The organism is Aliidongia sp., from assembly GCF_035943795.1.
In the GTDB taxonomy this organism is placed as follows: Bacteria; Pseudomonadota; Alphaproteobacteria; order ATCC43930; family CGMCC-115725; genus Aliidongia.
The window spans coordinates 24348-45299 of the sequence record NZ_DASZBY010000116.1; the positions used below are offsets into that span (position 1 = coordinate 24348).

General features: G+C 67.3%; 16 protein-coding genes. 8 read left to right on the plus strand and 8 right to left on the minus strand.

The features are described 5' to 3' along the window. Positions 1-33: 33 nt before the first annotated feature. Genes VGV37_RS22620 through fabI form a run of 3 tightly spaced genes read left to right on the plus strand, consistent with a single transcriptional unit; the run spans position 34 to position 3367 of the window. Positions 34-1410, plus strand: coding sequence for a bifunctional enoyl-CoA hydratase/phosphate acetyltransferase (locus VGV37_RS22620; RefSeq protein WP_326882110.1), 1377 nt, complete (start codon positions 34-36; stop codon positions 1408-1410). Continuing rightward, positions 1410-2579, plus strand: a complete 1170-nt coding sequence (locus VGV37_RS22625; RefSeq protein WP_326882034.1) for an acetate/propionate family kinase — start codon at positions 1410-1412, stop codon at positions 2577-2579. Before VGV37_RS22620 ends, VGV37_RS22625 begins: the two co-directional genes overlap by 1 nt. Continuing rightward, a complete protein-coding gene (fabI, locus tag VGV37_RS22630; protein ID WP_326882035.1) occupies positions 2576-3367 on the plus strand; it encodes an enoyl-ACP reductase FabI in 792 nt (263 codons plus the stop codon). The genes VGV37_RS22625 and fabI overlap by 4 nt, the downstream gene beginning before the upstream one ends. A 43-nt stretch (positions 3368-3410) precedes the next feature. On the opposite strand, the gene VGV37_RS22635 is transcribed toward fabI, so the two are convergent. Genes VGV37_RS22635 through VGV37_RS22645 form a run of 3 tightly spaced genes read right to left on the minus strand, consistent with a single transcriptional unit; the run spans position 3411 to position 7814 of the window. Next, positions 3411-5015 carry a bifunctional aspartate transaminase/aspartate 4-decarboxylase gene (locus tag VGV37_RS22635; protein ID WP_326882036.1) on the minus strand — a complete coding sequence of 535 codons (1605 nt, stop codon included), beginning with the start codon at positions 5013-5015 and terminating at the stop codon, positions 3411-3413. A gap of 14 nt (positions 5016-5029) precedes the next feature. After that, the gene (gene aspT / locus VGV37_RS22640; RefSeq protein ID WP_326882037.1) at positions 5030-6709 is read right to left on the minus strand and encodes an aspartate-alanine antiporter; all 1680 of its coding nucleotides are present in this window, start codon (positions 6707-6709) and stop codon (positions 5030-5032) included. A 31-nt stretch (positions 6710-6740) separates the two neighbouring features. Continuing rightward, positions 6741-7814, minus strand: a complete 1074-nt coding sequence (locus VGV37_RS22645; RefSeq protein ID WP_326882038.1) for an NAD(P)-dependent alcohol dehydrogenase — start codon at positions 7812-7814, stop codon at positions 6741-6743. 188 nt (positions 7815-8002) lie between these two features. Between VGV37_RS22645 and VGV37_RS22650 the strand changes: the two genes are divergently transcribed. The 4 genes from VGV37_RS22650 to VGV37_RS22665 all read left to right on the plus strand — a co-directional run bounded on the left by VGV37_RS22650 (position 8003) and on the right by VGV37_RS22665 (position 11759). Then, the gene (locus VGV37_RS22650) at positions 8003-9871 is read left to right on the plus strand and encodes a PAS domain S-box protein (RefSeq protein ID WP_326882039.1); all 1869 of its coding nucleotides are present in this window, start codon (positions 8003-8005) and stop codon (positions 9869-9871) included. Then, positions 9861-10481: a response regulator FixJ gene (gene fixJ, locus VGV37_RS22655; protein WP_326882040.1), complete on the plus strand. Its 621-nt coding sequence runs from the start codon at positions 9861-9863 to the stop codon at positions 10479-10481. The genes VGV37_RS22650 and fixJ overlap by 11 nt, the downstream gene beginning before the upstream one ends. 107 nt (positions 10482-10588) lie before the next feature. Continuing rightward, positions 10589-10975, plus strand: coding sequence for a response regulator transcription factor (locus VGV37_RS22660; RefSeq protein WP_326882041.1), 387 nt, complete (start codon positions 10589-10591; stop codon positions 10973-10975). A gap of 100 nt (positions 10976-11075) precedes the next feature. Continuing rightward, on the plus strand, positions 11076-11759 hold the full coding sequence (locus VGV37_RS22665; RefSeq protein WP_326882042.1) for a helix-turn-helix domain-containing protein: 684 nt from the start codon (positions 11076-11078) through the stop codon (positions 11757-11759). 75 nt (positions 11760-11834) lie between these two features. On the opposite strand, the gene VGV37_RS22670 is transcribed toward VGV37_RS22665, so the two are convergent. The 3 genes from VGV37_RS22670 to VGV37_RS22680 form a co-directional block, all read right to left on the minus strand. Continuing rightward, positions 11835-13514, minus strand: a complete 1680-nt coding sequence (locus tag VGV37_RS22670) for a dihydroxyacetone kinase family protein (protein ID WP_326882043.1) — start codon at positions 13512-13514, stop codon at positions 11835-11837. 28 nt (positions 13515-13542) lie between these two features. Then, the gene (locus VGV37_RS22675; RefSeq protein ID WP_326882044.1) at positions 13543-14295 is read right to left on the minus strand and encodes a 2-keto-4-pentenoate hydratase; all 753 of its coding nucleotides are present in this window, start codon (positions 14293-14295) and stop codon (positions 13543-13545) included. Positions 14296-14524: 229 nt separating this feature from the next. Beyond that, positions 14525-15469 carry a LysR family transcriptional regulator gene (locus VGV37_RS22680; protein WP_326882045.1) on the minus strand — a complete coding sequence of 315 codons (945 nt, stop codon included), beginning with the start codon at positions 15467-15469 and terminating at the stop codon, positions 14525-14527. 88 nt (positions 15470-15557) lie between these two features. Between VGV37_RS22680 and VGV37_RS22685 the strand changes: the two genes are divergently transcribed. Continuing rightward, on the plus strand, positions 15558-16355 hold the full coding sequence (locus VGV37_RS22685) for an NAD(P)H-dependent oxidoreductase (protein ID WP_326882046.1): 798 nt from the start codon (positions 15558-15560) through the stop codon (positions 16353-16355). A gap of 45 nt (positions 16356-16400) precedes the next feature. Here VGV37_RS22685 and VGV37_RS22690 read toward each other — a convergent pair whose 3' ends face one another. Then, positions 16401-19709, minus strand: a complete 3309-nt coding sequence (locus tag VGV37_RS22690) for a DEAD/DEAH box helicase (RefSeq protein WP_326882047.1) — start codon at positions 19707-19709, stop codon at positions 16401-16403. A gap of 15 nt (positions 19710-19724) precedes the next feature. Beyond that, on the minus strand, positions 19725-20921 hold the full coding sequence (locus VGV37_RS22695; RefSeq protein ID WP_326882048.1) for a DUF2252 family protein: 1197 nt from the start codon (positions 20919-20921) through the stop codon (positions 19725-19727). Between the last annotated feature and the right edge of the window lie 31 nt (positions 20922-20952).

Below are 20952 nucleotides of genomic sequence, written 5' to 3' on the forward strand. Positions count from 1 at the left end.
CTCATGGAGTTGAACGCAGCACCTCGCGATCCGATGATCGAGAATCGCACCTTCGACGAAATCGTGGTCGGCGACAGCGCCAGCAGCGAGCGGACCTTGACGCAGCAGGATATCGACCTGTTCGCCGTCGTGTCGGGCGACGTCAACCCGGCCCACATGGATCCGGCCTATGCCGAGACGGACCTGTTCCACAAGATCATCGTCCATGGCATGTGGGGCGGCGCGCTGATCTCGGCCGTGTTCGGCACCCGGTTGCCGGGACCGGGCACGATCTACTTGTCGCAGGACCTGCATTTCCGCGCGCCGGTCGCGATCGGCGACACGATCACCACGACGGTGACGGCGCGGGAAAAGAAGCCGGAGAAGCACCGCATCATCTTCGACTGCGTCTGTACCAACCAGGCGGGCCACGCGGTCATCACCGGCACGGCCGAAGTCCAGGCGCCGACCGAGAAGGTTCGACGCCCGCGCATCGAACTGCCCGAAGTCCGTTTGAGCAGGCATGAGCGCTTCCGTGCCCTGCTGATCCGTACGGCCGGCCAGCCGCCGGTGCCGATCGCGGTCGCACACCCGTGCGATGATCTCTCGCTGGGCGCCGCGGTCGAGATGGCGAAGGCGGGGCTGGTCGTGCCGATCCTGGTCGGGCCGGCGGCGAAGATCCGCGCGGTCGCGACTGCCGCCGGGATCGATATCTTCGCCTATCGTATCGTCGACGTACCGCACAGCCATGCTGCCGCGGCCATGGCCGTGGCGCTGGTGCGCTCCGGCGAGGCGGCGCTGCTGATGAAGGGCTCGCTCCATACCGACGAGCTGATGCACGAGGTGGTGGCGCACGACACGGGCCTGCGGACCGAACGGCGCCTCAGCCATGTCTATGTCATGGATGTGCCCTCATATCCTCGGCCGCTGCTGATCACCGACGCGGCCCTCAACATCGCGCCGACGCTCGAGGAAAAACGCGACATCATCCAGAACGCCATCGACCTGGCCCATATCATGGGGACCGAACTGCCCAAGGTCGCAATCCTGGCGGCGGTCGAGACGGTCAATCCGCTGATGCGCTCGACCCTGGACGCGGCGGCGCTCTGCAAGATGGCCGACCGGGGCCAGATCACCGGCGGCCTGCTCGACGGGCCGCTCGCCTTCGACAATGCGGTCAGCCCGGCGGCGGCCAGACAAAAGGGCATCGTCTCGCCGGTCGCCGGCCAGGCCGACATCCTGGTCGTGCCGGACCTGGAGGCGGGCAACATGCTGGCCAAGCAATTGTCCTTCCTGGCCGGCGCCGATGCGGCCGGCGTCGTCATCGGCGCGCGCGTGCCGATCATCCTGACCAGCCGTGCGGATTCCGAGCGCACGCGCATCGCATCCTGCGCCATCGCCGTGCTCATGGCGCGCGCCGGAGCCGTCTGATGCCCAACGCTATCCTTGCTCTCAATGCCGGTTCCTCCAGCATCAAGTTCGGCCTGTTCGAAATTACCGATACTCCGCACCGGATCGCGCGGGGCGAAATCGGGGGCATCGGTACGGCGCCGCATTTCGTCGCCCGCGATGCCGGCGGCGCGATCATCGGGGAGCGGCGCTGGCCCGACGCGTCGGCAAACCACGAAGCCTTGCTGGGCGGCCTGCTGGAATGGATCGAAGCCCACCTGGGCCAGGACACGCTCGTGGCCGTCGGACATCGGGTCGTGCATGGCGGCCGGGATTTCACCGGCCCGGTGCGGCTCGACGACAAGATGCTGGCGGCGCTCGACCTGCTGACACCGTTGGCGCCATTGCATCAGCCGCACAGCCTGTCGCCGGTGCGTGCGCTCATGGCGGTCAAACCGGGCCTGCCCCAGGTCGCCTGCTTCGATACGTCGTTTCACCACACGCTGCCGGCGGTCGCGACCCGTTTCGCCTTGCCGCGGGCGTACGAAGCCGAGGGCATCCGGCGCTACGGCTTCCATGGCCTGTCCTACGAATATGTCGCCGGCGCTCTGCGCCGGACCGCGCCTTGGGTCGCGAGCGGTCGGGTGATCGTCGCCCATCTGGGCAATGGCGCCAGCCTGTGCGCGATGCGCGATGGCATCAGCATCGATACGACGATGGGCTTCACGGCCCTTGATGGGCTGATGATGGGCACCCGCTGCGGCACGATCGATCCGGGCGTCATCCTCTATATGCTGCAGCAGAAGCGACTTGCCGCCGCCGAGGTCGAGACTTTGCTCTATCAGCGCTCCGGCCTGCTCGGCGTCTCCGGCCTTTCCAGCGATATGCGGGTGCTCCTGGAGAGCTCGACGACGGAGGCGCGTGAGGCGATCGAGCTGTTCGTGTTCCGGATCGCGCGCGAGGCGGCAGCGTTGGCCGGCTCGCTCGGTGGGTTGGACGGCTTCGTCTTCACCGCCGGCATCGGTGAGCATGCCGCCGAGATTCGCGCGGCGGTCTGCGCGCGTCTCGCCTGGTTGGGAGTCGCGGTGAGCCGTGCCGCCAACACCATCCACGCCGACCGGATCAGCACCCGCGAAAGCCGTGTCGAGGTTCGGGTGATCCCGACCGACGAGGAAGCCATGATCGTGCGTCACACATTGGAGACGATATGACCGACCTCGCCCAGATCGCGCCGATCGTCGACCTGCGCGGCAAGCGCGGGCTGATCGTCGGCATCGCCAACGAGCACAGCATCGCCACGGGCTGCGCCCAGGTCTTCGCGGCCGCCGGCGCCACGCTCGCGGCCACATATCTGAACGCCAAGGCTGAAAGCTACGTCCGCGCCGTGACCGACATGCTGCCCTGTCCGCTGGTACTGCCGTGCGACGTGCGCGAGCCGGGCGCGCTGGAATCCGTCTTCGAGCGGGTGCACGCAGAATGGGGCAGCCTGGATTTCCTGCTGCATTCGATCGCCTTCGCCCCGACGGACGACCTGCACGGTCGGGTCACGGATTGCTCGGCGACCGGCTTCGGCGTCGCCATGGACGTGTCGTGCCATTCCTTTATCCGCATGGCGCGGCTGGCCGAGCCGCTGATGGCCGAAGGCGGCTGCCTGCTGGCCGTGACCTTCTATGGCTCGGCCCGGGTGGTCGAGCATTACAACCTGATGGGCCCGGTCAAGGCGGCGCTGGAAAGCACCGTGCGCTATGTGGCATCCGAGCTGGGGCCGAAGGGCATTCGCGTCCATGCCGTCTCGCCCGGCCCGATTCGCACCCGCGCCGCCAGCGGCATCGACCGGTTCGATACCTTGCTGGAACAGGCGGCCGCCCGGGCGCCGGAGCATCAGCTGGTCGATATCGTCGATGTCGGCAATCTCGCGGCCTTCCTGGTCAGCGATGCCGCCCGGCACATCACCGGGACGATCATCCCGGTCGATGGCGGCCAGCACCTGCTCGCGTGAGGCGGGCGGCCGGTGGTCGAACACCACTGGCCGCCCCTTCTTGCTATTGCGCCTTGAACTCCTCGTAATATTGATCCGCCATTGCCCGCAGCGCACGTCCGATGCTGGCGTATTGATATTCGTTGAGATTGGCGAGCGACACGCGGCCGGCCGGCTGTTTCGTCCCGAAGCCACGACCGGGTAACAGCACGATGCCGGTCTCGTCGGCGATACGGAACAGCAGGTCGCCGGCACTGAACTTTTCGCGGACCCAGGCAGCGAACTTGGCGCCATGAAGCTTCAGCGAAATATCCTCGAGGTCGAGCAGCGTATAGTAATCCACCGCATTCGGATCGGCCACGACCGGCAGCCCCAACTCGCGATAGAGCGCCGCTTCGCGCCGGCGGATCAGCTTCTTCAATTCGGCCTTGTAGCCGTCGCTCTCGTCCATGAGCGCGAAGAGCGCGAACAACACCATCTGCACCTGCTGCGGCGTCGAGAGGCCGGCCGTGTGGTTGAGTGCCACGGTGCGGCTGTCTGCGACGAGCCGATCGATGAAGCTCAAGGTCCGCACATCCGGCACGATCGAGCCATAGCGCCGGTCGAGCGTCCGTTTCGCCGTCTCGGGCAGCGCCGCCAGCTTCCGGTCGAGCACGTTCTGCTTGTGGGTGGCGATGACGCCCAGGCGCCAGCCGGTCGCGCCGAAATATTTCGAGAAGGAATACACCAGGATCGTGTTCTGCGGGCAGATCGCGAACAGCGAGCGGAAATCGTCGGCGAAGGTGCCATAGACGTCGTCGGTCAGGATGATGAGGTCCGGCCGATGGTCGCGGACGATCGACGCCAGCTTCTCCAGGCTGCGGTCATCCATCTTGACCGAGGGCGGATTGCTCGGGTTGACGCAGAAGAACACCTTGATCGCGGGGTCCTTCAGCTTGTCCAGCTCGGCATCGGGATATTGCCAGCCCTGGGCCGGATCGGCGTTGATCGCGACTTCCTGCAGCCCGTATTCATCCAACTGCGGGATCTCGATATAGGGCGTGAAGACCGGCATGCCGATTGCCACCTGGTCGCCCCGCGTGACCAGGCCGTTCTGCTTCAGCGTGTCGAAGATATAGGTCATCGCGGCCGTGCCGCCCTCGACCGCGAACAGATCGACGCTGTCGGTCGGCAGGGATCCGCCGATCATCTCTTTCACGATGTACTGGCGGACGATGTCCTCGCTGACCTTCAGCATCCGTGGCGGAACGGGATAGGTGCTGCCCAGGACGCCTTCGACCATCTCATGCAGGAAGGCCGAAGCCGACAGGCCCAATTGGTCGCGCACGTAGCTGAGCGCGCGGGCCATGAAGACGACGCCGTCCTGGTCGCGATGCTCGGCGGTGAAGCGCTCGAACCGGCCCTCGATGCCCTCGATCTGGGGCAGGCCACCGACGCCGTTCGGCATGTAGGAGAACGAGAGTTCCGCCTCCGCCGTGGCGAACAGCCCCAGGTGGAAGAAGGCGCGGCGCGGCAGCGTCGCCAGGAAATTCGGGTTGCCCCGGCCGGCATTCAGCATGAGCCGGTTCTGCTTGCCCTGGGCCAGCTTGATCAATTCATCCTTCAGCTCGAACGGGCTGAGCTTGGCGAACTGGCGATAGTCGGTCTGGCTCTGCTTCTGAACGGTCATCTTGCGTCTCCTATCTACGCCAGGGCCACGACGAGCGGGCCGAGCAGGGTGAGAAAGACGTTCGCCAGCGCGTAGGTGATCGCGAAGGGCACGGTGGGAATGGAGTTTCCGGCCTTGTCCAGGACCTCGCCAAAGGCGGGGTTGGCGCTGCGCGAGCCGGCAAGCGCACCGGCGAAGATCGCCGTATTGCCGTAGCGGAGCACGTAACGGCCGACGAGCATGGTGAGCAGCAGCGGCAGGATCGTGACCGCGACACCGATCAGGAAGATCGACACGCCGCTGGTGGCGATGGTGGTGACCGCCTGCCGGCCCGACTGCAGGCCGACCACGGCGACGAACCCCGCCAGGCCCAGGTCGCGCAGCAGGGTCGATGCCGCCGTGGGCATGTTGCCGATCGCGACATGCCGGCTGCGATACCAGCCGAAGGCGAGACCGGACAGCAGTGCGCCGCCGCCGCTGCCGAGCGTCAATGGAATGGCGCCGAGCCGCACGACGAGGAGCCCGATGGCGAGGCCCACGACCAGACCCAGGCCATGAAACACGAAATCGGTCTTGTCGCTGGGCAGGATCAGGGTGCCGACCAGCTTGGCGGCGCGTTGCACATCCTCGGCGGTGCCGTAGAGCGTGACGACGTCGCCGGCCGCGATTTTCGTGTCGGGGACCAGCGGCAGCGCGGTGCCCGCCCGGTTGACGGCGACGACATAAATGCCGTGGCGCAGCGCGCCGGCCGTCGCCTGCCGGATCTGCTCGATGGTCTGGTCAGCGAAGTCCTTGTTGGCGATCGCGATATCGCGCGTCACCATGGTGATCGCCATGTCGTCGGATGCCGGCAGTTCCGGCCCGAGGCGTTCGGCGCAAGCGACGACACCGGCCCGGCGGCCGACGACGAGCACGATGTCCTGGGCCTGGAGCGCCAGTCCCGGTCCGACGCCGACCGTCGCCCCGTTGCGTTTGACCCGCTCAATGGTGATCGTGCCATCCGCTTCGATCTTGCCTATGGTCTGGCCACCCCCCTGCTCGATACGGAACAGCCGGCCGACCAGATCCGAGAGTGCGGGCTGTTCGCCGACGCCATAGACCGCACTTCCGGCGAGCAACGCTGCCTGGGCCTCGATCGCATCGTCGCGGATGCCGCGGCCGGTCAGCCAGGGCAGCACATTGACGCACATGATGATCGCGCCGAACGAGCCGAAGATGTAGGTGACGGCATAGCCGACCGCGACATTGGCCTGCAGGTGCTGGACCTCGTCGGCGGCGAGCCCCAGCTTGGCGATGGCGGCGCTGGCCGTGCCGATGATCGCCGATTGGGTCAGCCCGCCCGCGGCGATGCCGGCGGCCAGTCCCTTGTCGAGACCGAACATCCGGGCCAGCACGACGACGGTCGCGAGGCCGCTCAGGGCCAGAACGGCAGCCATGGCGATCTCGCGCAGCGACTGACGGCCGAGCGAACGGAAGAATTGCGGACCGCTCTCATAGCCGACCGCATAGATGAACAGCGCGAACAGGACGGATTTGACGCCGCTGTCGATCGAGATGCCGACCTGGCTGATGACGCAGGCAACGAGCAGCGATCCGGCAACGCCGCCCAGCTGGAACTTGCCGAAATGGAATTTGCCGACCCAGTAGCCACCGGCGAGAGAGAGGAAGAGCGCGATTTCGGGCGCCTGATTTAAGAGAGAATGCAGCCAGGGCATGATTCTCGGGTCCTCTCGATGGGAGTGAAGCTCAGGGTGTGATCGCGACCTTGAGCACGCCGTCGCGCTGGTGGCCGAACAGCTCGTAGGCCGCCTCGATCTGGTCGAGCTTGAAGCGGTGGGTGACCAGCGGCTTCAGATCGATCCGGCCCGACGCGATGACCGACATCAGGCGGCGCATCCGTTCCTTGCCGCCCGGGCAGAGCGTCGTCACGATCTTCAGGTCGGCCAGGCCGGCCGCGAAAGGCGCCAACGGAATGGTGAGGTCGGTCGAATAGACGCCGAGGCTCGACAGCGTCCCGCCCGGGCGCAGGACGCGCAGCGCCGCTTCGAAGGTGGTTTGGGTGCCCAGGGCCTCGATCGCGACATCGACGCCGCGCCCTTCGGTCAGGCGCATGATCTCTTCGACCGGGTCGACGGCGTTGAAATCGACCGTGTGGCTGGCGCCCAATTTGGACGCCGCGGCGAGGCGGGCCGGTACGCTGTCGACGGCGATGATCATGGTGGCGCCACGCAACTTGGCGCCGGCCGTGGCGCACAGGCCGATCGGCCCCTGGGCGAACACGACGACCGTGTCGCCGATGCGGATTTCGCCACTCTCGGCGCCGCTGAAGCCGGTCGACATGATGTCGGGGCACATCAGCACCTCTTCGTCGGTAAGGCTGTCCGGCACTGCCGCGAGGTTGGCCATGGCGTCGGGCACCAGCAGATATTCGGCCTGGCAACCGTCGATGGTATTGCCGAACTTCCAGCCGCCGGCGGCCTTGAAGCCGTGCCTGGTACCGGCGCCATCCTGGCTGGCGCAGCCGCACAGGCAGGCGGCACTGTAGCCGCTGGGCGTGATGGCCCCTGCGATGACGCGCTGGCCCTCGTGAAAGCCTTCGACCGCGCTGCCCAGCCGCTCGATGATGCCGACCGGCTCGTGTCCGATGGTCAGCCCCCGCGCGACCGGATATTCGCCCTTCAGGATATGGAGGTCGGTGCCGCAGATCGTCGTCGTCGTGATGCGCAGCAACGCGTCGAGCGGACCCACTTCCGGGATCGGCTTGTCGTCGAGCACGATGCGTCCGGGTTCCGCGAAGATCGCCGCCTTCATCTTGGCCATGCCTGCCTCCTGTCGAAGATCGGCGTCATGAAGGCGCCGGCGGCAATCGCCTGTCCTTGATCCGGATCAAGGAGATGTGCCGCCGCGGCGGGTACCCGCACGTGCTACAAGGATGCGACGTTCCGCATGCGCTCACATGTTTTCGCGATCGGAGCACGATATTGGCCTCGAAACCCCTGGATCCCTCGATGCCGGTCGATGAGGACAAAGAGAGTCAGCTCGCGCTCGAGGCGGGCGGGACCGGGACATGGCATTGGGACTTCGCCAGCGGCACGATCCGCCTGTCCGGGCGCTCCCGCGGCTTGCTGGGGGCCCGCCGATCGTCCCTGCAATTCCAGGAATTTCTGGCGCATGTCCACCCGGACGACCGTGAGGGCGTCGATCGCGCCTTGCAGGCGGGCGTTCGGGATGGCCAGGAACACGACATTGATTTCCGCATCGTCGTCGACGATGACTCGGGCCGCTGGCTTCGCATGCGGGGGCGCCCTTTCGCCGATGGCGATCATCCGGTCGAGAGCCGGGGCATCCTGATCGAAATCGCGCGGCGCAAGGCGGTCGAGCTGGCCAACAGCCGGCTGGCCGCGATCGTCGCCTCGTCGGACGATGCCATCATCGGCAAGACGCTCGACGGCATCGTCACCGATTGGAACCGTAGCGCCGAGACTATTTTCGGCTATTCCGCCGCCGAGATGATCGGCAGCTCGATCTCGATCCTGATGCCGCCGGGGCAGGAGGACGAGACTGCCGCCATCCTCGACCGCATCCGGCGCGGCGAGCGGGTCGACCATTTCGAAACGCGCCGGCGCCGGAAGGACGGCCAGATCATCGACGTCTCGCTGACCGTCTCGCCGGTCTGGGACAATGACAGCCACTTCCTGGGTGTCGCCAAGGTCGCGCGCGACATCACCGCCGCCAAGCGGTCGCTGACCGCGCTCGCCGAGCGCGAAGCCCATCTGCAGTCGGTGCTGGATACCGTGCCCGATGCCATGGTCGTCATCGACACGGTGGGCATCATGCAGTCGTTCAGCGCCACGGCCGAGCGGCTGTTCGGCTATACCGCAGCAGAGGCGATCGGCCGGAACGTCAGCATCCTGATGCCCGAGCCCTATAAGAAGCAGCATGACGGTTACCTCGATCACTACATGACCACCGGCGAGCGCCGCATCATCGGGCTCGGCCGCCTGGTCGTGGGCCAGCGCAGGGACGGCTCGACCTTTCCGATGGAGCTGTCGGTCGGCGAGATGCGGTCGGGCGATCGGCGCTTCTTTACCGGCTTCGTGCGCGACCTGACCGAGCGGCAGCAGACCCAGCGCCGGTTGCAGGAGCTACAGGCCGGCGTCATCCACATGTCGCGCTTCACGGCTCTGGGCGAGATGGCCTCGACGCTCGCCCACGAACTCAATCAGCCGCTGACGGCGGTCGCCAGCTATCTGAAGGGCTGCGGGCGGCTGCTCGACGGCAACCAGCCGGACGATCTGCCGGCGGTGCGCGATGCGATCGACCGGGCGGCAGAGCAGGCGCTCAGGGCGGGGCAGATCATCCGCCGGCTGCGCGAATTCGTGGCGCGGGGCGAAAGCGAGCGGCAGGTCGAGAACTTGGCCAAGCTGATCGAGGAGGCGAGCGCGCTCGCCCTGATCGGTGTCAAGGAAACCGGGGTTCGGACATCGCTGGCGTTCGACGATCGGGTCGAGTCCGTGCTCGCCGACAAGGTCCAGATCCAGCAGGTGCTGCTCAACCTCATTCGCAACGCGGTCGAGGCGATGCAGGAAACCACGGTACGGCAGCTGACGATATCCACCCGCAAACTCGATGACGAAACCGTCGAGATCAGCGTGGTGGATACCGGCCCCGGCATCGCGCCCGACGTGGCTCAGCAGCTGTTCAAACCGTTCGTCACCACCAAACGACAAGGCATGGGGGTCGGATTGTCGATTTCCCGCACGATTATCGAGGCCCATGGCGGCCGGATCTGGGCCGAACCCAACCCGGGTGGCGGCACGGCATTCCATCTGACGCTCCGCACGGTCGGCGAGGAGGGCGCGGTAGATGGCGAGTAGCGCGGTGGTGCATCTGATCGACGACGACGAGGGCGTGCGCCAGGCGGTGGCGTTCCTGCTGAGCAGTGCCGGCCTGGCGGTACGCGTTCATGAATCGGCAGTGGCCTTTCTGGACGCGCTGCCATCGCTGCAGCCGGGCTGCATCGTCAGCGACGTGCGGATGCCGGGCATGGACGGGCTGGAGCTGCAGCGTCGGCTGAAAACACTGGGCGTCACGCTGCCGATGATCATCATGACCGGCCACGCCGACGTCTCTCTGGCGGTGGAGGCGATGAAGGCGGGAGCCGTGGACTTCATCGAAAAGCCGTTCGACGATGACCTGATCCTGTCGGCGATCCGCGCTGCCCTCGACCTTTATGACAAGACCGGCTATCGCGAGACCGAGATCGCCCAGACCCAGGCGAAGCTGAAGTCGCTCTCGACCCGGGAGCGTGAGGTGCTGGACGGGTTGCTGGCGGGCCATCCGAACAAGACCATCGCCTATGACCTGGGTCTCAGCGCCAGAACGGTCGAGGTTCATCGCGCAAGCCTGATGACCAAGATGGGAGCGACCAGCCTGTCCGAGCTGGTGCGCATGTCGCTGATCGCGGGACTGTTGCCGTCCGGCTGATCCCCGGTTTTTGCGCCACATCAAAGCGCCCGCGGCAATTCGCTCGTACGGTCGACGTTCTGCATCTTCACAAAAAGGGCTCGGGAGAGCCGACGGAGCCCAGGGCAATGACCTCAAGACAGGACGTCGTCTTCGTCGTCGACAGCGATCTGGCCGTCCGCCAAGCCCTAAAATTCGTGCTCGAAGTCGAAGGCTTCGTGGTTCACCTCTGCGCAAGCGGACTGGAACTGGCAGCCCATCCCGACCTGCCTCGGGCGGATTGCCTCGTGATCGAGGACAAGATGCCGCTGACGAACGGCCGCTCGGTGCTGGATCGCCTGGTGGAGCAGGGTTTTCAAGGGCCCATCATCCTCATGACGAGCCATGTCACCGACAGCCTGCGTCGCCGCGCCGTTCTGGCCGGGGTGCGGCATGTGCTGGAAAAGCCGTTCCTGAACGGCGCGCTGGTCGACAGCATTCATGAAGTGCTCGGCCATCCGGCCCCGTCGATCTGACGGGCGCGTACGTAGAATCCCGTAGGATCAAACACAATATCCGATCGGCCTCTCCCGGCAGACAAAGAGCGCATCGCGTGACGTCTTCCAGGAGATTTCGATGTCCCTAGCCTTTGCGTTCCCGACGGATCGTCCCGCTATCGCCGTTCAGACGGCGGCAGCGCGGACGCCCTGGACAATGGAGACCGGCCTGTCCACCGTCGGGCCCGTGCTGCATTTCGTGCAGGACCAGGGCATCTATGGCGAGGGCGATGCTGCCGACGCGCTGTTCAAGGTCGTGTCCGGTGTCGTCAGAACCTGCAAGTTCCTCCGCGACGGCCGCCGGCTGATCGACGCCTTCCATGTCGCAGGCGACGTCTTCGGCGTGGAAGCGGGGGCCGACTACAGCTTCTCCAGCGAGGCGGTCTGCGATTGCACGGTGGTCTCATACCGCCGCCGCAGTCTCGAAGCGTCGGCCTCGAAGGATACCGGCCTGTCCCTCGACCTGTTTTCCTATGCGATGCGGAGCCTGGCACGCGCCCAGGTTCATGCGCTGCTGCTGGGTCGGCGCAGTGCGGTCGAGAAGGTGGCGGCGTTCCTGGTCGAATGGGCAACCCATTCGACCGATACCGACACTGTCATGCTGGAAATGGCGCGCCAGGACATCGCGGACTATCTGGGGCTGACGATCGAGACCGTCTCGCGCACCCTATCCCAATTCGAGCGCGACCGATTGATCGCGTTCTCCAGCCTGCGTCATATCCGCCTGACGGAGCCGGCAGTGCTTCGGGCTCTCAATTCCTGAGCCGACGATGGCGTCGAAATTTTTTGCTGGTCTCGGTCTCGGCCATTGCCTCCGGCTTCCTTTGCTTGAGCTCGCCTACGAACGAGATGCCGAGGCCAGCGCGCCCAGCCAGATGGCGACCGCCGCGGCCCCGCCATCGACGGTCCCCACGGCCCGATGGCCCAGGTATTGGGCACGCCCCAGGCGCGGGCTCATGGCGGCCGTCGCATCGGCCCCCTGCTTCGCTGCCATGGCCGCCGCACCCAGCGCCATGGTCGGACCCTCGGCAACACGGGCCTCAAAGGTATCCACGGCCGGCTGCAGGGCATCGATCATCGTCCTGTCGCCGGCGGTGGCGCCGCCCAGTTCCTTGATCGCATCGAGGCCGGCCCGGAAGGCCTTGGCCCAGTCGCCTTGTGTCGGTGCCGTCGCGCGCGGCAGGGTGCGGGCGGCGCGGATCAGGGCCGTCGCGTAGAATGGTCCCGAACTGCCCGCGATCGCGCGGCGCAAAGTACCGCCGATCTCGCACAATGCCGCCGGCGCGCTGACCCAGGTGCTGTCGGGAAGGGCCAGAAGCGCTTCCGCGCCGCGCCGCATGCTGATGCCCAGGTCGCCATCACCCGCGGCGCTGTCGAGCGCGGTCAGATGGTCTTCCGCCGCCAGCAGGGCTTGGGCTGCGGCCGCGACGAAGTCCCGGATTCGCCCGGCGCCCGCGACCTTCGGGAAATCGCCGATGGTCTCCGCAGATGCCGGAACAGGACGCATTTGTCGCGTAGCCGGCACGCGGCCGTCGCCGACCCAGGCCGGCGCCAGGGTCGGGGCATCCAGCAGGGCAAGGCGCGCATCGTCGAGCGACAGCACCGACAGCGAGCAGCCCGGCATTTCGAGTGCGGTCATGTAGGTGCCGGCAAATGCCCGCTCGACGGTGATCCCCCGTCGCCGCAGTTCGCTGAGCGCCCGGCGGGCGACGATCGCCAGCTCCATCGGCGGCGTTCCGCCCAGGTTGTTGACCAGCAGGGCGATCCGGGCGCCGGCGCTGAGACGGCGATCCTCGACCAGGGTCGTCACCAGCCGGTCGACGATCGCGTCGGCCGGCAGGGCCTTGGTCCGTTCGACGCCGCGTTCGCCGTGGATGCCGAGGCCGAGCTCGATCTCGTCCTCGCCGAGCGTGAAGCCGGGGGTTCCGACCGCCGGCACGGTGCAGGCGCCCAGCGACACGCCCATCGAGCCCAGGGCGCCGGCGGCCGCTTCGGCGATGTGCTTCACCTCTGCGCGGGACAGGCCGGCGGCCGAGGCGGCACCGGCGATCTTGTGGATCAGCACGGTGCCGGCGATACCGCGGCGACGAGCCGGCTCGACCGTGTCGCGTAGTGCCACGTCGTCGGCCACGACCACGACATCCGTCGGGATGCCCTCGGCGCTCGCCAGTTCGGCGGCGAGGCCGAAGTTCAGCCGGTCGCCGGTGTAGTTCTTGACGATCAGGATGGCGCCGGCCGGACCGGCGACGGCGCGGATGGCCGACAGCACGGCATCGACGCTGGGCGACGTGAAGACGTCGCCCGCCACTGCCGCGTGAAGCATCCCGGCGCCGACATAGCCGGTATGGGCCGGCTCATGCCCGCTGCCGCCGCCCGAGATCAGCGCCACCTGCCGCTGGGCGGAGGGCGGCAGGTCCGCCCGGACGATGACGTTCTCGGTTTCGAGCAGGGCCTGGCCCGGATGCAGGTCGGCTTGCCCCTCCAGCAGCTCGCGCACGACGGCGCGAGGATCGTTCACCAGTTTCTTCAATTCGCGAACCTCGCGTTCAGGCGGGGAGGTCGATTTCCGCGGTGCCGAAATCGGTGAAGGTGACCGTCACATGGTCGCCCGGTTTGGCGAACGGCATGCCGGTGCACGTTCCGGTCGTGATGACCTGGCCCGCCTTCACGCCCGTCGACTTGCGCAGTTCGTTTACCAGTGCTACGGCCGGCAGCAGCGGGTCGCCGGTCGGATGCTCGCCCCGCTTGCGCACGACCGTTTCGCCGTTGATCGCCAGGGTCACCTCCAGATCGGCGAGCGCATGGTCCCGCCAATCCGGCCGCACGGTGCCGACGACATAGACGCCGTTCGACATGCAGTCCGCCGTACGGTCCAGCACGGGAACGTCCGGATAATTGCGGAAGCGGGATGCGACGACCTCGATGCCGACCAGGGCGGTCACGGCCGCCATCACCTCTTCACGGCCGTATTCCTGGTCCCGCGAGGGCAGGGCGCGGTCGAACCGGAAGCCGATTTCCCCTTCGATGCCCAGCAGGGGCACCTGGCTTGCCTGCTTGGTCGCGGGGCTTTCCAACAGGCACGAACCGAGGATGATGCCGCGCGTCACCTGGCCTTGGGGAAGGGCGACCTTCCAGCCCGCGATCGTGTCGCCGAGTGCCGCTGCAGTCGCATCCTGGATCGCATGCGCCTCGGCCAGGTCCGCGGGCTTCGCTTCCGGCGGCAGTGCTTCAAGCCAGTCGCCGGTGCGGCGGGCCGCCACCAGCAGTTTCACGGCGGCGTCGATCGTCTGTTGGCTCATGTCAGCTTGCCTGTCCGATATCCAGAACGCGGATGGGCGCGCCATCCAGGAACGCAAGCGCATTTCAATGCCTTGCTCGAAGGAGACACGATAGACCTCGGCGGTGCCGTAGCCCAGATGCGGCGTCGGCACGGTGTCCGGTAAGGTGCGCAATGGGTGTTCGCGATCTCCGCGCAGCGGGCCAGACCCCCTTCCGGGTCGGCGCAACGCCCTGGCAGGGGGGCTTCCCTCATCCGCCAGCCGCATCCGCGAGCGATCGTTTCTCGATTCCCGGCATGTCGCCGATCCGCTCGACCAGGAAGTCGACCAGCAGCCGGATCCGGGCGATGCCGGTCCGCTCCGGAACGATCAGCATGCTCAGCGGCACGGACGGCAGCGAATAATCCGGCAGGATCGCTTCGAGCCGGCCGGCGATCACCAGATCGTCGACCAGCCATCGATGGGCCGGCGCAATGCCGCGTCCGGCGACGAGCGCATCGCGCGCGGCGAGCCCATGGTCGACCCGGAGGCGTCCGCCGAATGGCACCGCGTGGCGTTCGCCGTCGGGTCCCTGCAAGACGATCGTGTCGCTGCCCGCCACGTTCGACATCCTGATGCCCTCATGCCCCGACAAATCCTGCGGGACGATCGGCCGACCGCGGACGGCCAGATAGTCCGGTGCCGCGACCAACAGGCGCCGGCTTTGTCCGAGGACCCGCAACTTCATGGAGCTGTCGGGGATCGGACCCAGGCGAAGCGCGATATCCACGCCCTCGCGCACGAGGTCGATGCGCTCGTCGGTCAGGCTGAGGTCGATCCCGATATCGGGGTAGCGGTCCTGAAACGCGAAGATCATCCGGCTCGCGTGCAACACGCCGAACGCGGCTGTGCAGGATATCCGGACCGTGCCGGCCGGCGCGCCGCGCGTGCCCTGCGCTTCCTCGCCCGCCTGCTCGACCAGGCGCAGGATCTGGACGCAGTTGGCGTAATAGAGGCTGCCTTCGTGGGTCATCGTGACCCGCCGCGTGGTCCTGCTGAGCAAGGACACGCCGAGGGCTTCCTCGAGTTCGCGCAACTGGCGCGTTACCGTCGATTGCCCGATGCCGAGTTCGCGCGCGACCGCCGACAGGCTGCCGCGCTCCGCCACGCGCATGAAGGTCCGCATGCGCTCCAGCGTGACGTCGGATCTATCCATTATTCGGCATGATCTTATGCATTATCCTTATCTACCGGATCGTGTCGGCATTGCCTACCTCGAGGGTCGTTTCCCTTGACGGTGACCCATGAAAATCCTCCTCGTCTTCGCCCATCCCGAACCGCGCTCGCTCAATGGTGCGCTCCGCGATATCGCCGTTGCGGAACTTCAGAACCAAGGGCACGAGGTGCGGGTTTCGGACCTCTATGCCGATCGGTGGAAGTCCGAAGTCGATCGAGCCGACTTCCCCTCGCTGCCGCCGGATGCGCGATTCAAGCCTGCCGCGGCCTCCGGAGAGGCGTTCGCCGCCGACGCGCTGACCGGCGACGTCCGGGCCGAACAGGGGAAGCTCCTATGGGCCGACGTCCTGATCCTGCAGTTTCCGCTGTGGTGGTACGGCATGCCGGCGATCCTCAAGGGCTGGGTCGATCGCGTCTACGCCTACGGCTTCGCCTATGGCGTGGGCGAGCATAGCGATCGGCATTGGGGCGACCGCTTCGGCGAAGGCACCCTCGCCGGCAAGCGCGCCATGCTGCTGGTCACGACCGGCGGCTGGGAGACGCATTATTCCGCCCGCGGCATCAACGGACCGATCGACGACCTGCTGTTCCCGATCAACCACGGGATTCTCTATTATCCGGGTTACGACGTGCTGCCGCCGTTCGTGGCCTACCGGGTCGATCGTCTCGACCAGGCCGCTTTCGAACCCATTGCCAAACGCCTGCGCGAGCGGATGCGGACGCTCGCGACGACCTCGCCCATTCCCTATCGTCGGCAGAACGGCGGCGACTATCTGATCCCGAACCTGCAACTCCGTCCCGGCCTGGAAGATTTCGGGGCATCCGGTTTCGCGCTCCACCTGAACCGTGCAGGAACGGCCGGTTAGGGTAGGCAGGCATGGCCGCAGCCAGGTCATTTCCGACGAGCGCGCTCAGGGTGCCAGGCGCGTCAGCAACCGCTCGACCGTGGTGAGGCGCGCATCGAAATCGTCGAAGTTCCCGGGGATGACCAGGCGTTCCTCCTTGGCCTGGGCGGCGGGGACCAGTGGCCGGATGCGCTTCAGGACGGCGCCCATGGCCTTGGGCAGGGTCAGCGCGATGCCCTTCGGTCCCGCATCGACCTGACGGACGCCGGCGGCGGCGGCCAGGCTTTGCAGGCGGGTGCAGGTGAGCAGGGTCGATGCCGCGGCCGGCAGCGTGCCGAAGCGGTCCGCCAGCTCCTCCTCGAACGCGTCGATGTCGCCGATCTCATCCATCCGGGCAAGGCGGGCATAGAGATTGATCCGAGTAATCGCGTCCGGCACGTAGTCGGTCGGGATGGCGCCGGCTTCGCCCAGGTTCAGCACGGGTTTCGCCGCGGTCTCGACGCGTTCGCCCTTCGCCAAGGCCATGGCGCGGGACAGCAGCCGCTGATAAAGCGCCGCGCCGATCAGCTTCACGTGGCCGGCCTGCTCCTCGCCGACCAGGTCGCCGGCGCCGCGGAAGTCCAGGTCACGGGCGCTGATCGCCAGACCGGATCCCAGCCGGTCGAACGCCTCGAGCGTCGACAGCCGCGCACGGGTCGCCTCCGGCATCTCCTCGTCGGGATCGGCCAGCAGATAGGCGATGCCTTGGTTCCGGCCGCGCCCGACCCGCCCGCGCAACTGGTGCAGCTGGGCCAAGCCGAAACGGTTGGGATGCCAGACGAGCATGGTGTTGGCGCGGGGCACGTCGAGCCCGCTTTCGATGATGTTCGTCGCCAGCAGGACGTCGCCGTCGCCGTCGGCGAACCCGACCATGACCTCATCCGCCTGTTCTGCCGCCAGATCGCCATGGGCGATCTTCACGGCCAGCTCCGGAACCAGCTCCCTCAGCCGGCCGGCCATGGCGTCGATGTCCTCGATGCGCGGCACGACGAGGAAGCTCTGCCCGCCACGCCGCTTTTCGCGCAGCAGCGCGGTTCGGACCGTAGCGCCGTCGAACGGGACGAGGAAAGTACGGATCGGGCGGCGGCGCGACGGCGGGCTGGCGATGACGCTGACGTCCTGGATCCCGACCAGGGCGGATTGCAGGGTCCTGGGAATGGGCGTGGCGGTCATGGTCAGCAGGTGCCCGTGTCCGGCCAACGCGTGCAGCCGCTCCTTCGCAGCCGTGCCGAACTTCTGTTCCTCGTCGATGACCATCAGGCCCAGATCGGCGAAGGCGATGCTCTTTCCGGCCACGGCATGGGTGCCAACCACGATCCGCACGGCGCCCGACGCCAGGCCATCCCGGACGGCCCGGGCCTCGGTGGACGAAACGAGCCGAGAGAGCGGAGCGACCTCGATGCCGGTTCCGGCGAAACGGCGCTGAAAGGTCTGGAGATGCTGCCGTGCCAGCACGGTGGTCGGCGCCACGATCGCCACCTGTCGGCCGCCCAGGGCCACGGCGGCGGCGGCCCGCAAGGCGACTTCCGTCTTGCCGAACCCGACGTCGCCGCAGACCAGACGATCCATCGGCCGCCCGCTGGCCAAGTCATCGAGCACGGCTTCGATCGCAGCCGCCTGGTCGGGCGTCTCGGGATAGGCGAAGCGAGCGACGAACCGAGCGAATGGCTCCCTGGGCGGCACGATGGGCGGGCAGGAGGCCGCTGCCCGCGCCTTGGCCAGGGCCACCAGATGGCGAGCCGTCTCGTCGATCTGCCGGCTGACCTCCGCCTTGCGCTTCTGCCAGGTATCGCCCTTCAGGCGATCCAGGCCGACGGCATGTGCCCCGGCCCCATAGCGCCAGACGAGGCCGATCTCGTCGATCGGCACGAGCGCGCTGGTTTCGCCATGATATTCGATGCGCAGCAGATCGCGCTCGGTCCCATTCACCTCGACGAGTTCCAGATCGCGCAGCACGCCGACGCCGTGATCCTCGTGGATCACCACGTCGTCGATCCGGAAATCGGGGTCGGCGACCAAGGTCGGCCGCGCGCTCGCCCGGTCGACGAGGCGTCCGCCGAACACGTCCGATGCCGAGACGACCAGAAGATCCAGGCCGGCGTCGAGGAACCCGGCTTCGAGATCCGCGCCGAGCACGGCGATCGACCCTGCCGGGAGGGACAAGGCAGCATCCCAGCTCTCGACCTCGCCGGGGACCAGATCCAGCCCCCGGCGCACGGCCTTGGCCATCGCCCGCGTCTCTGCGGCCACGCCCGCCAGCACGACGCGCCGGCCTTCGGCCCGATGCCGCTCGACCAGCTCGCACAAGGCCCGTCCCGGGTTTCGCCGCGTGGCAAGGCCGATGACGGGTTCGATGGTTGTCAGGTCGAGGTCAATCGCCGCCCATCGCTCCAACGACGCGGCCAAATCCTCTTTCGACAGATAGAGGTCGCTCGGCGGCGGTGCCTTTTCTTCCCGGGCGCCCAGCGTGCGGCGGGCATCGAAGGCTTCGTCGATCTGCTCGCCGACCAGCTGCAGGCGCGACAGCGCTTCCGGATCTCGCGAGAACGCGGGCTTGGGGATCAGGTCAAACAGCGTCTGCAGCCCGCCATAGGCCTGCGCCAGACGGTGCTCATCCCCGGCAGCGCGGGCCGCTTCGCCCGACAGGATCAGTTCGGAGGCCGGCCCCAGGATCAATTCTTCGATTTCGTCTTCGGTCCGCTGCGTCGCCGGATCGTAGCGCCGCAGCTCGACGAGGGTGCCTGCCTCGTCGAGCGAGAGGCGAACCGGGCGCGCGGCATCCGCCGGAAAGATGTCGATGACCTCGCCGAACAGTGCGATCTCGCCCGGCTCGTCGACGCGGCTGTCCCCCCGATAGCCGGTCGCGTCCGCGAATGCCGCTAGCGCATCCCGATCGACCGATTGGCCCCGGCGGAGCGTCAGGAAGGCGTCGCTCACGATCGACGAAGGCGGCAGGCGTTGGACGATGGCGTCCGGCGAGGTGACGAGGACGAGCGGTCGCGACGGCTTGCGCGTGAGCACGGACAGCACGCTCATGCGTCGCCCCATCACGTCGGGCGACGGGGGCGCGCGGTCGTAGGGCAGGCAGTCCCAAGGGGGCAGCACCAGCGCCTCGGCCTGGGGTGCCAGGCCCCGCAAGGCCCGGCCGATCTCCTCGGCGCGGCGATCGCTCGATGCCAGATGGACGAGCGTTTCGCTTTCCGCCTGGGCATGACGGCGGACGAGCGCCGCCGCAACGGCCGCACTCGGTGGCTGACCGGAAGCGGCACCCGTCCGGCCGACCGGCGGGTGCGCCCCCGGCTGCAGGGCCTCGCCGCCCTTGGGACGCTCGGACATCGGCGCTATGTCCGGTCAGGCGGCAAGCGCATAGCGCCGGCAATGCTCGAGATAGGCGCGCTCGTGGGTCGCGACCAGATCGACGACGCTGGCCCACAGCCACGAGGGCGCGTCGAGGCTCTTCGAGCGGTTGCGCCGCAACTCGGCCAGCCAGGTGCTGCCGTCCAAAGTCCCCATCTGGCGCGCATGGGCGCGGCCGACCACGGTCGACAGGAAGCGGGCGACGCTCATCGCCTCCTCCCGCGTCAGTCGCTCGAGATCCAGCTTCAGGTCCTGCGGCAGCAACTCCCGGATGAACACGGCCTTGTCCATGAGGCGGCGGGCCAGCATTCGGTCGCCCAGGAAGGGCGACATGTGCCGCGCGCCCTCGACCACGCGCTCACCATTGTCGCGTGGCATGGTGGCGCCCGGATGGCGCGGTGCTGCGGTGGCGATGGCTTCCTTGACGTCGACCAGGCAATGGCGCGCGTCCTTGCCCTTGCCGATCTCGACCAGGACGGCGAACCGCATCAGCCCCAGCGAACTGCAGCCCTTTTGCCAATAGGCGGCGTCCATGACCTTGATCGGGGCCGTGTCGTCGCGCTGGCGCAGTGATGTCATGAGCTTGTGCATGCCGTCTTCGGCGAACAATCGGTGGATCGCGTGCTTCTCGCCTGAAGCCAGCGGCCAGAACCGTTTGCCGAGCGGGATGGTCGGTTCGGTGCCCTCGATGCGCTCGTCCGCCAGATGTTTCCAGGACCGTCCAGCGGCCCGCCGCAGGGTCTGTTTCACCAGATCCGGCGCCGACCCGGTCGCGTCACCGTCGTCGAACGCCTCCTCGTAGCCTTCCATCATCTGCTCGAGCATATGTGCGGTCGTGATGCCGGGCAGATCGGAACCGCGGGCGGCCATCGCCAACGACAGGCCGAGTCGGACCAGGTCATGCGCTGGATTGCCGATCACGGTCTGGTCCAGGTCGCGGATCTGGATATCGATCAGCCCTTCCGCACTGGCGACCGGCCCCAGATTGCCGACGTGGCAATCGCCGCAGATCCAGACCGGCGGTCCGTCCGGCAACGAGGACCGGTCCGCCTGTTCGAGCCATTCGTAGAATTTCACGGTGCTGCCGCGGACATAGGCGTGGGCGGATTCGGCCATCTTGCCGTTTCGACGGGCCGTCAGCCGGCCCGACCGATCCTCCGGCCGCGCGGCTTGGTCTTCAGGCTTCGCCATGGGTCATGTCTCGTGATGCTGAAGCGGAAAA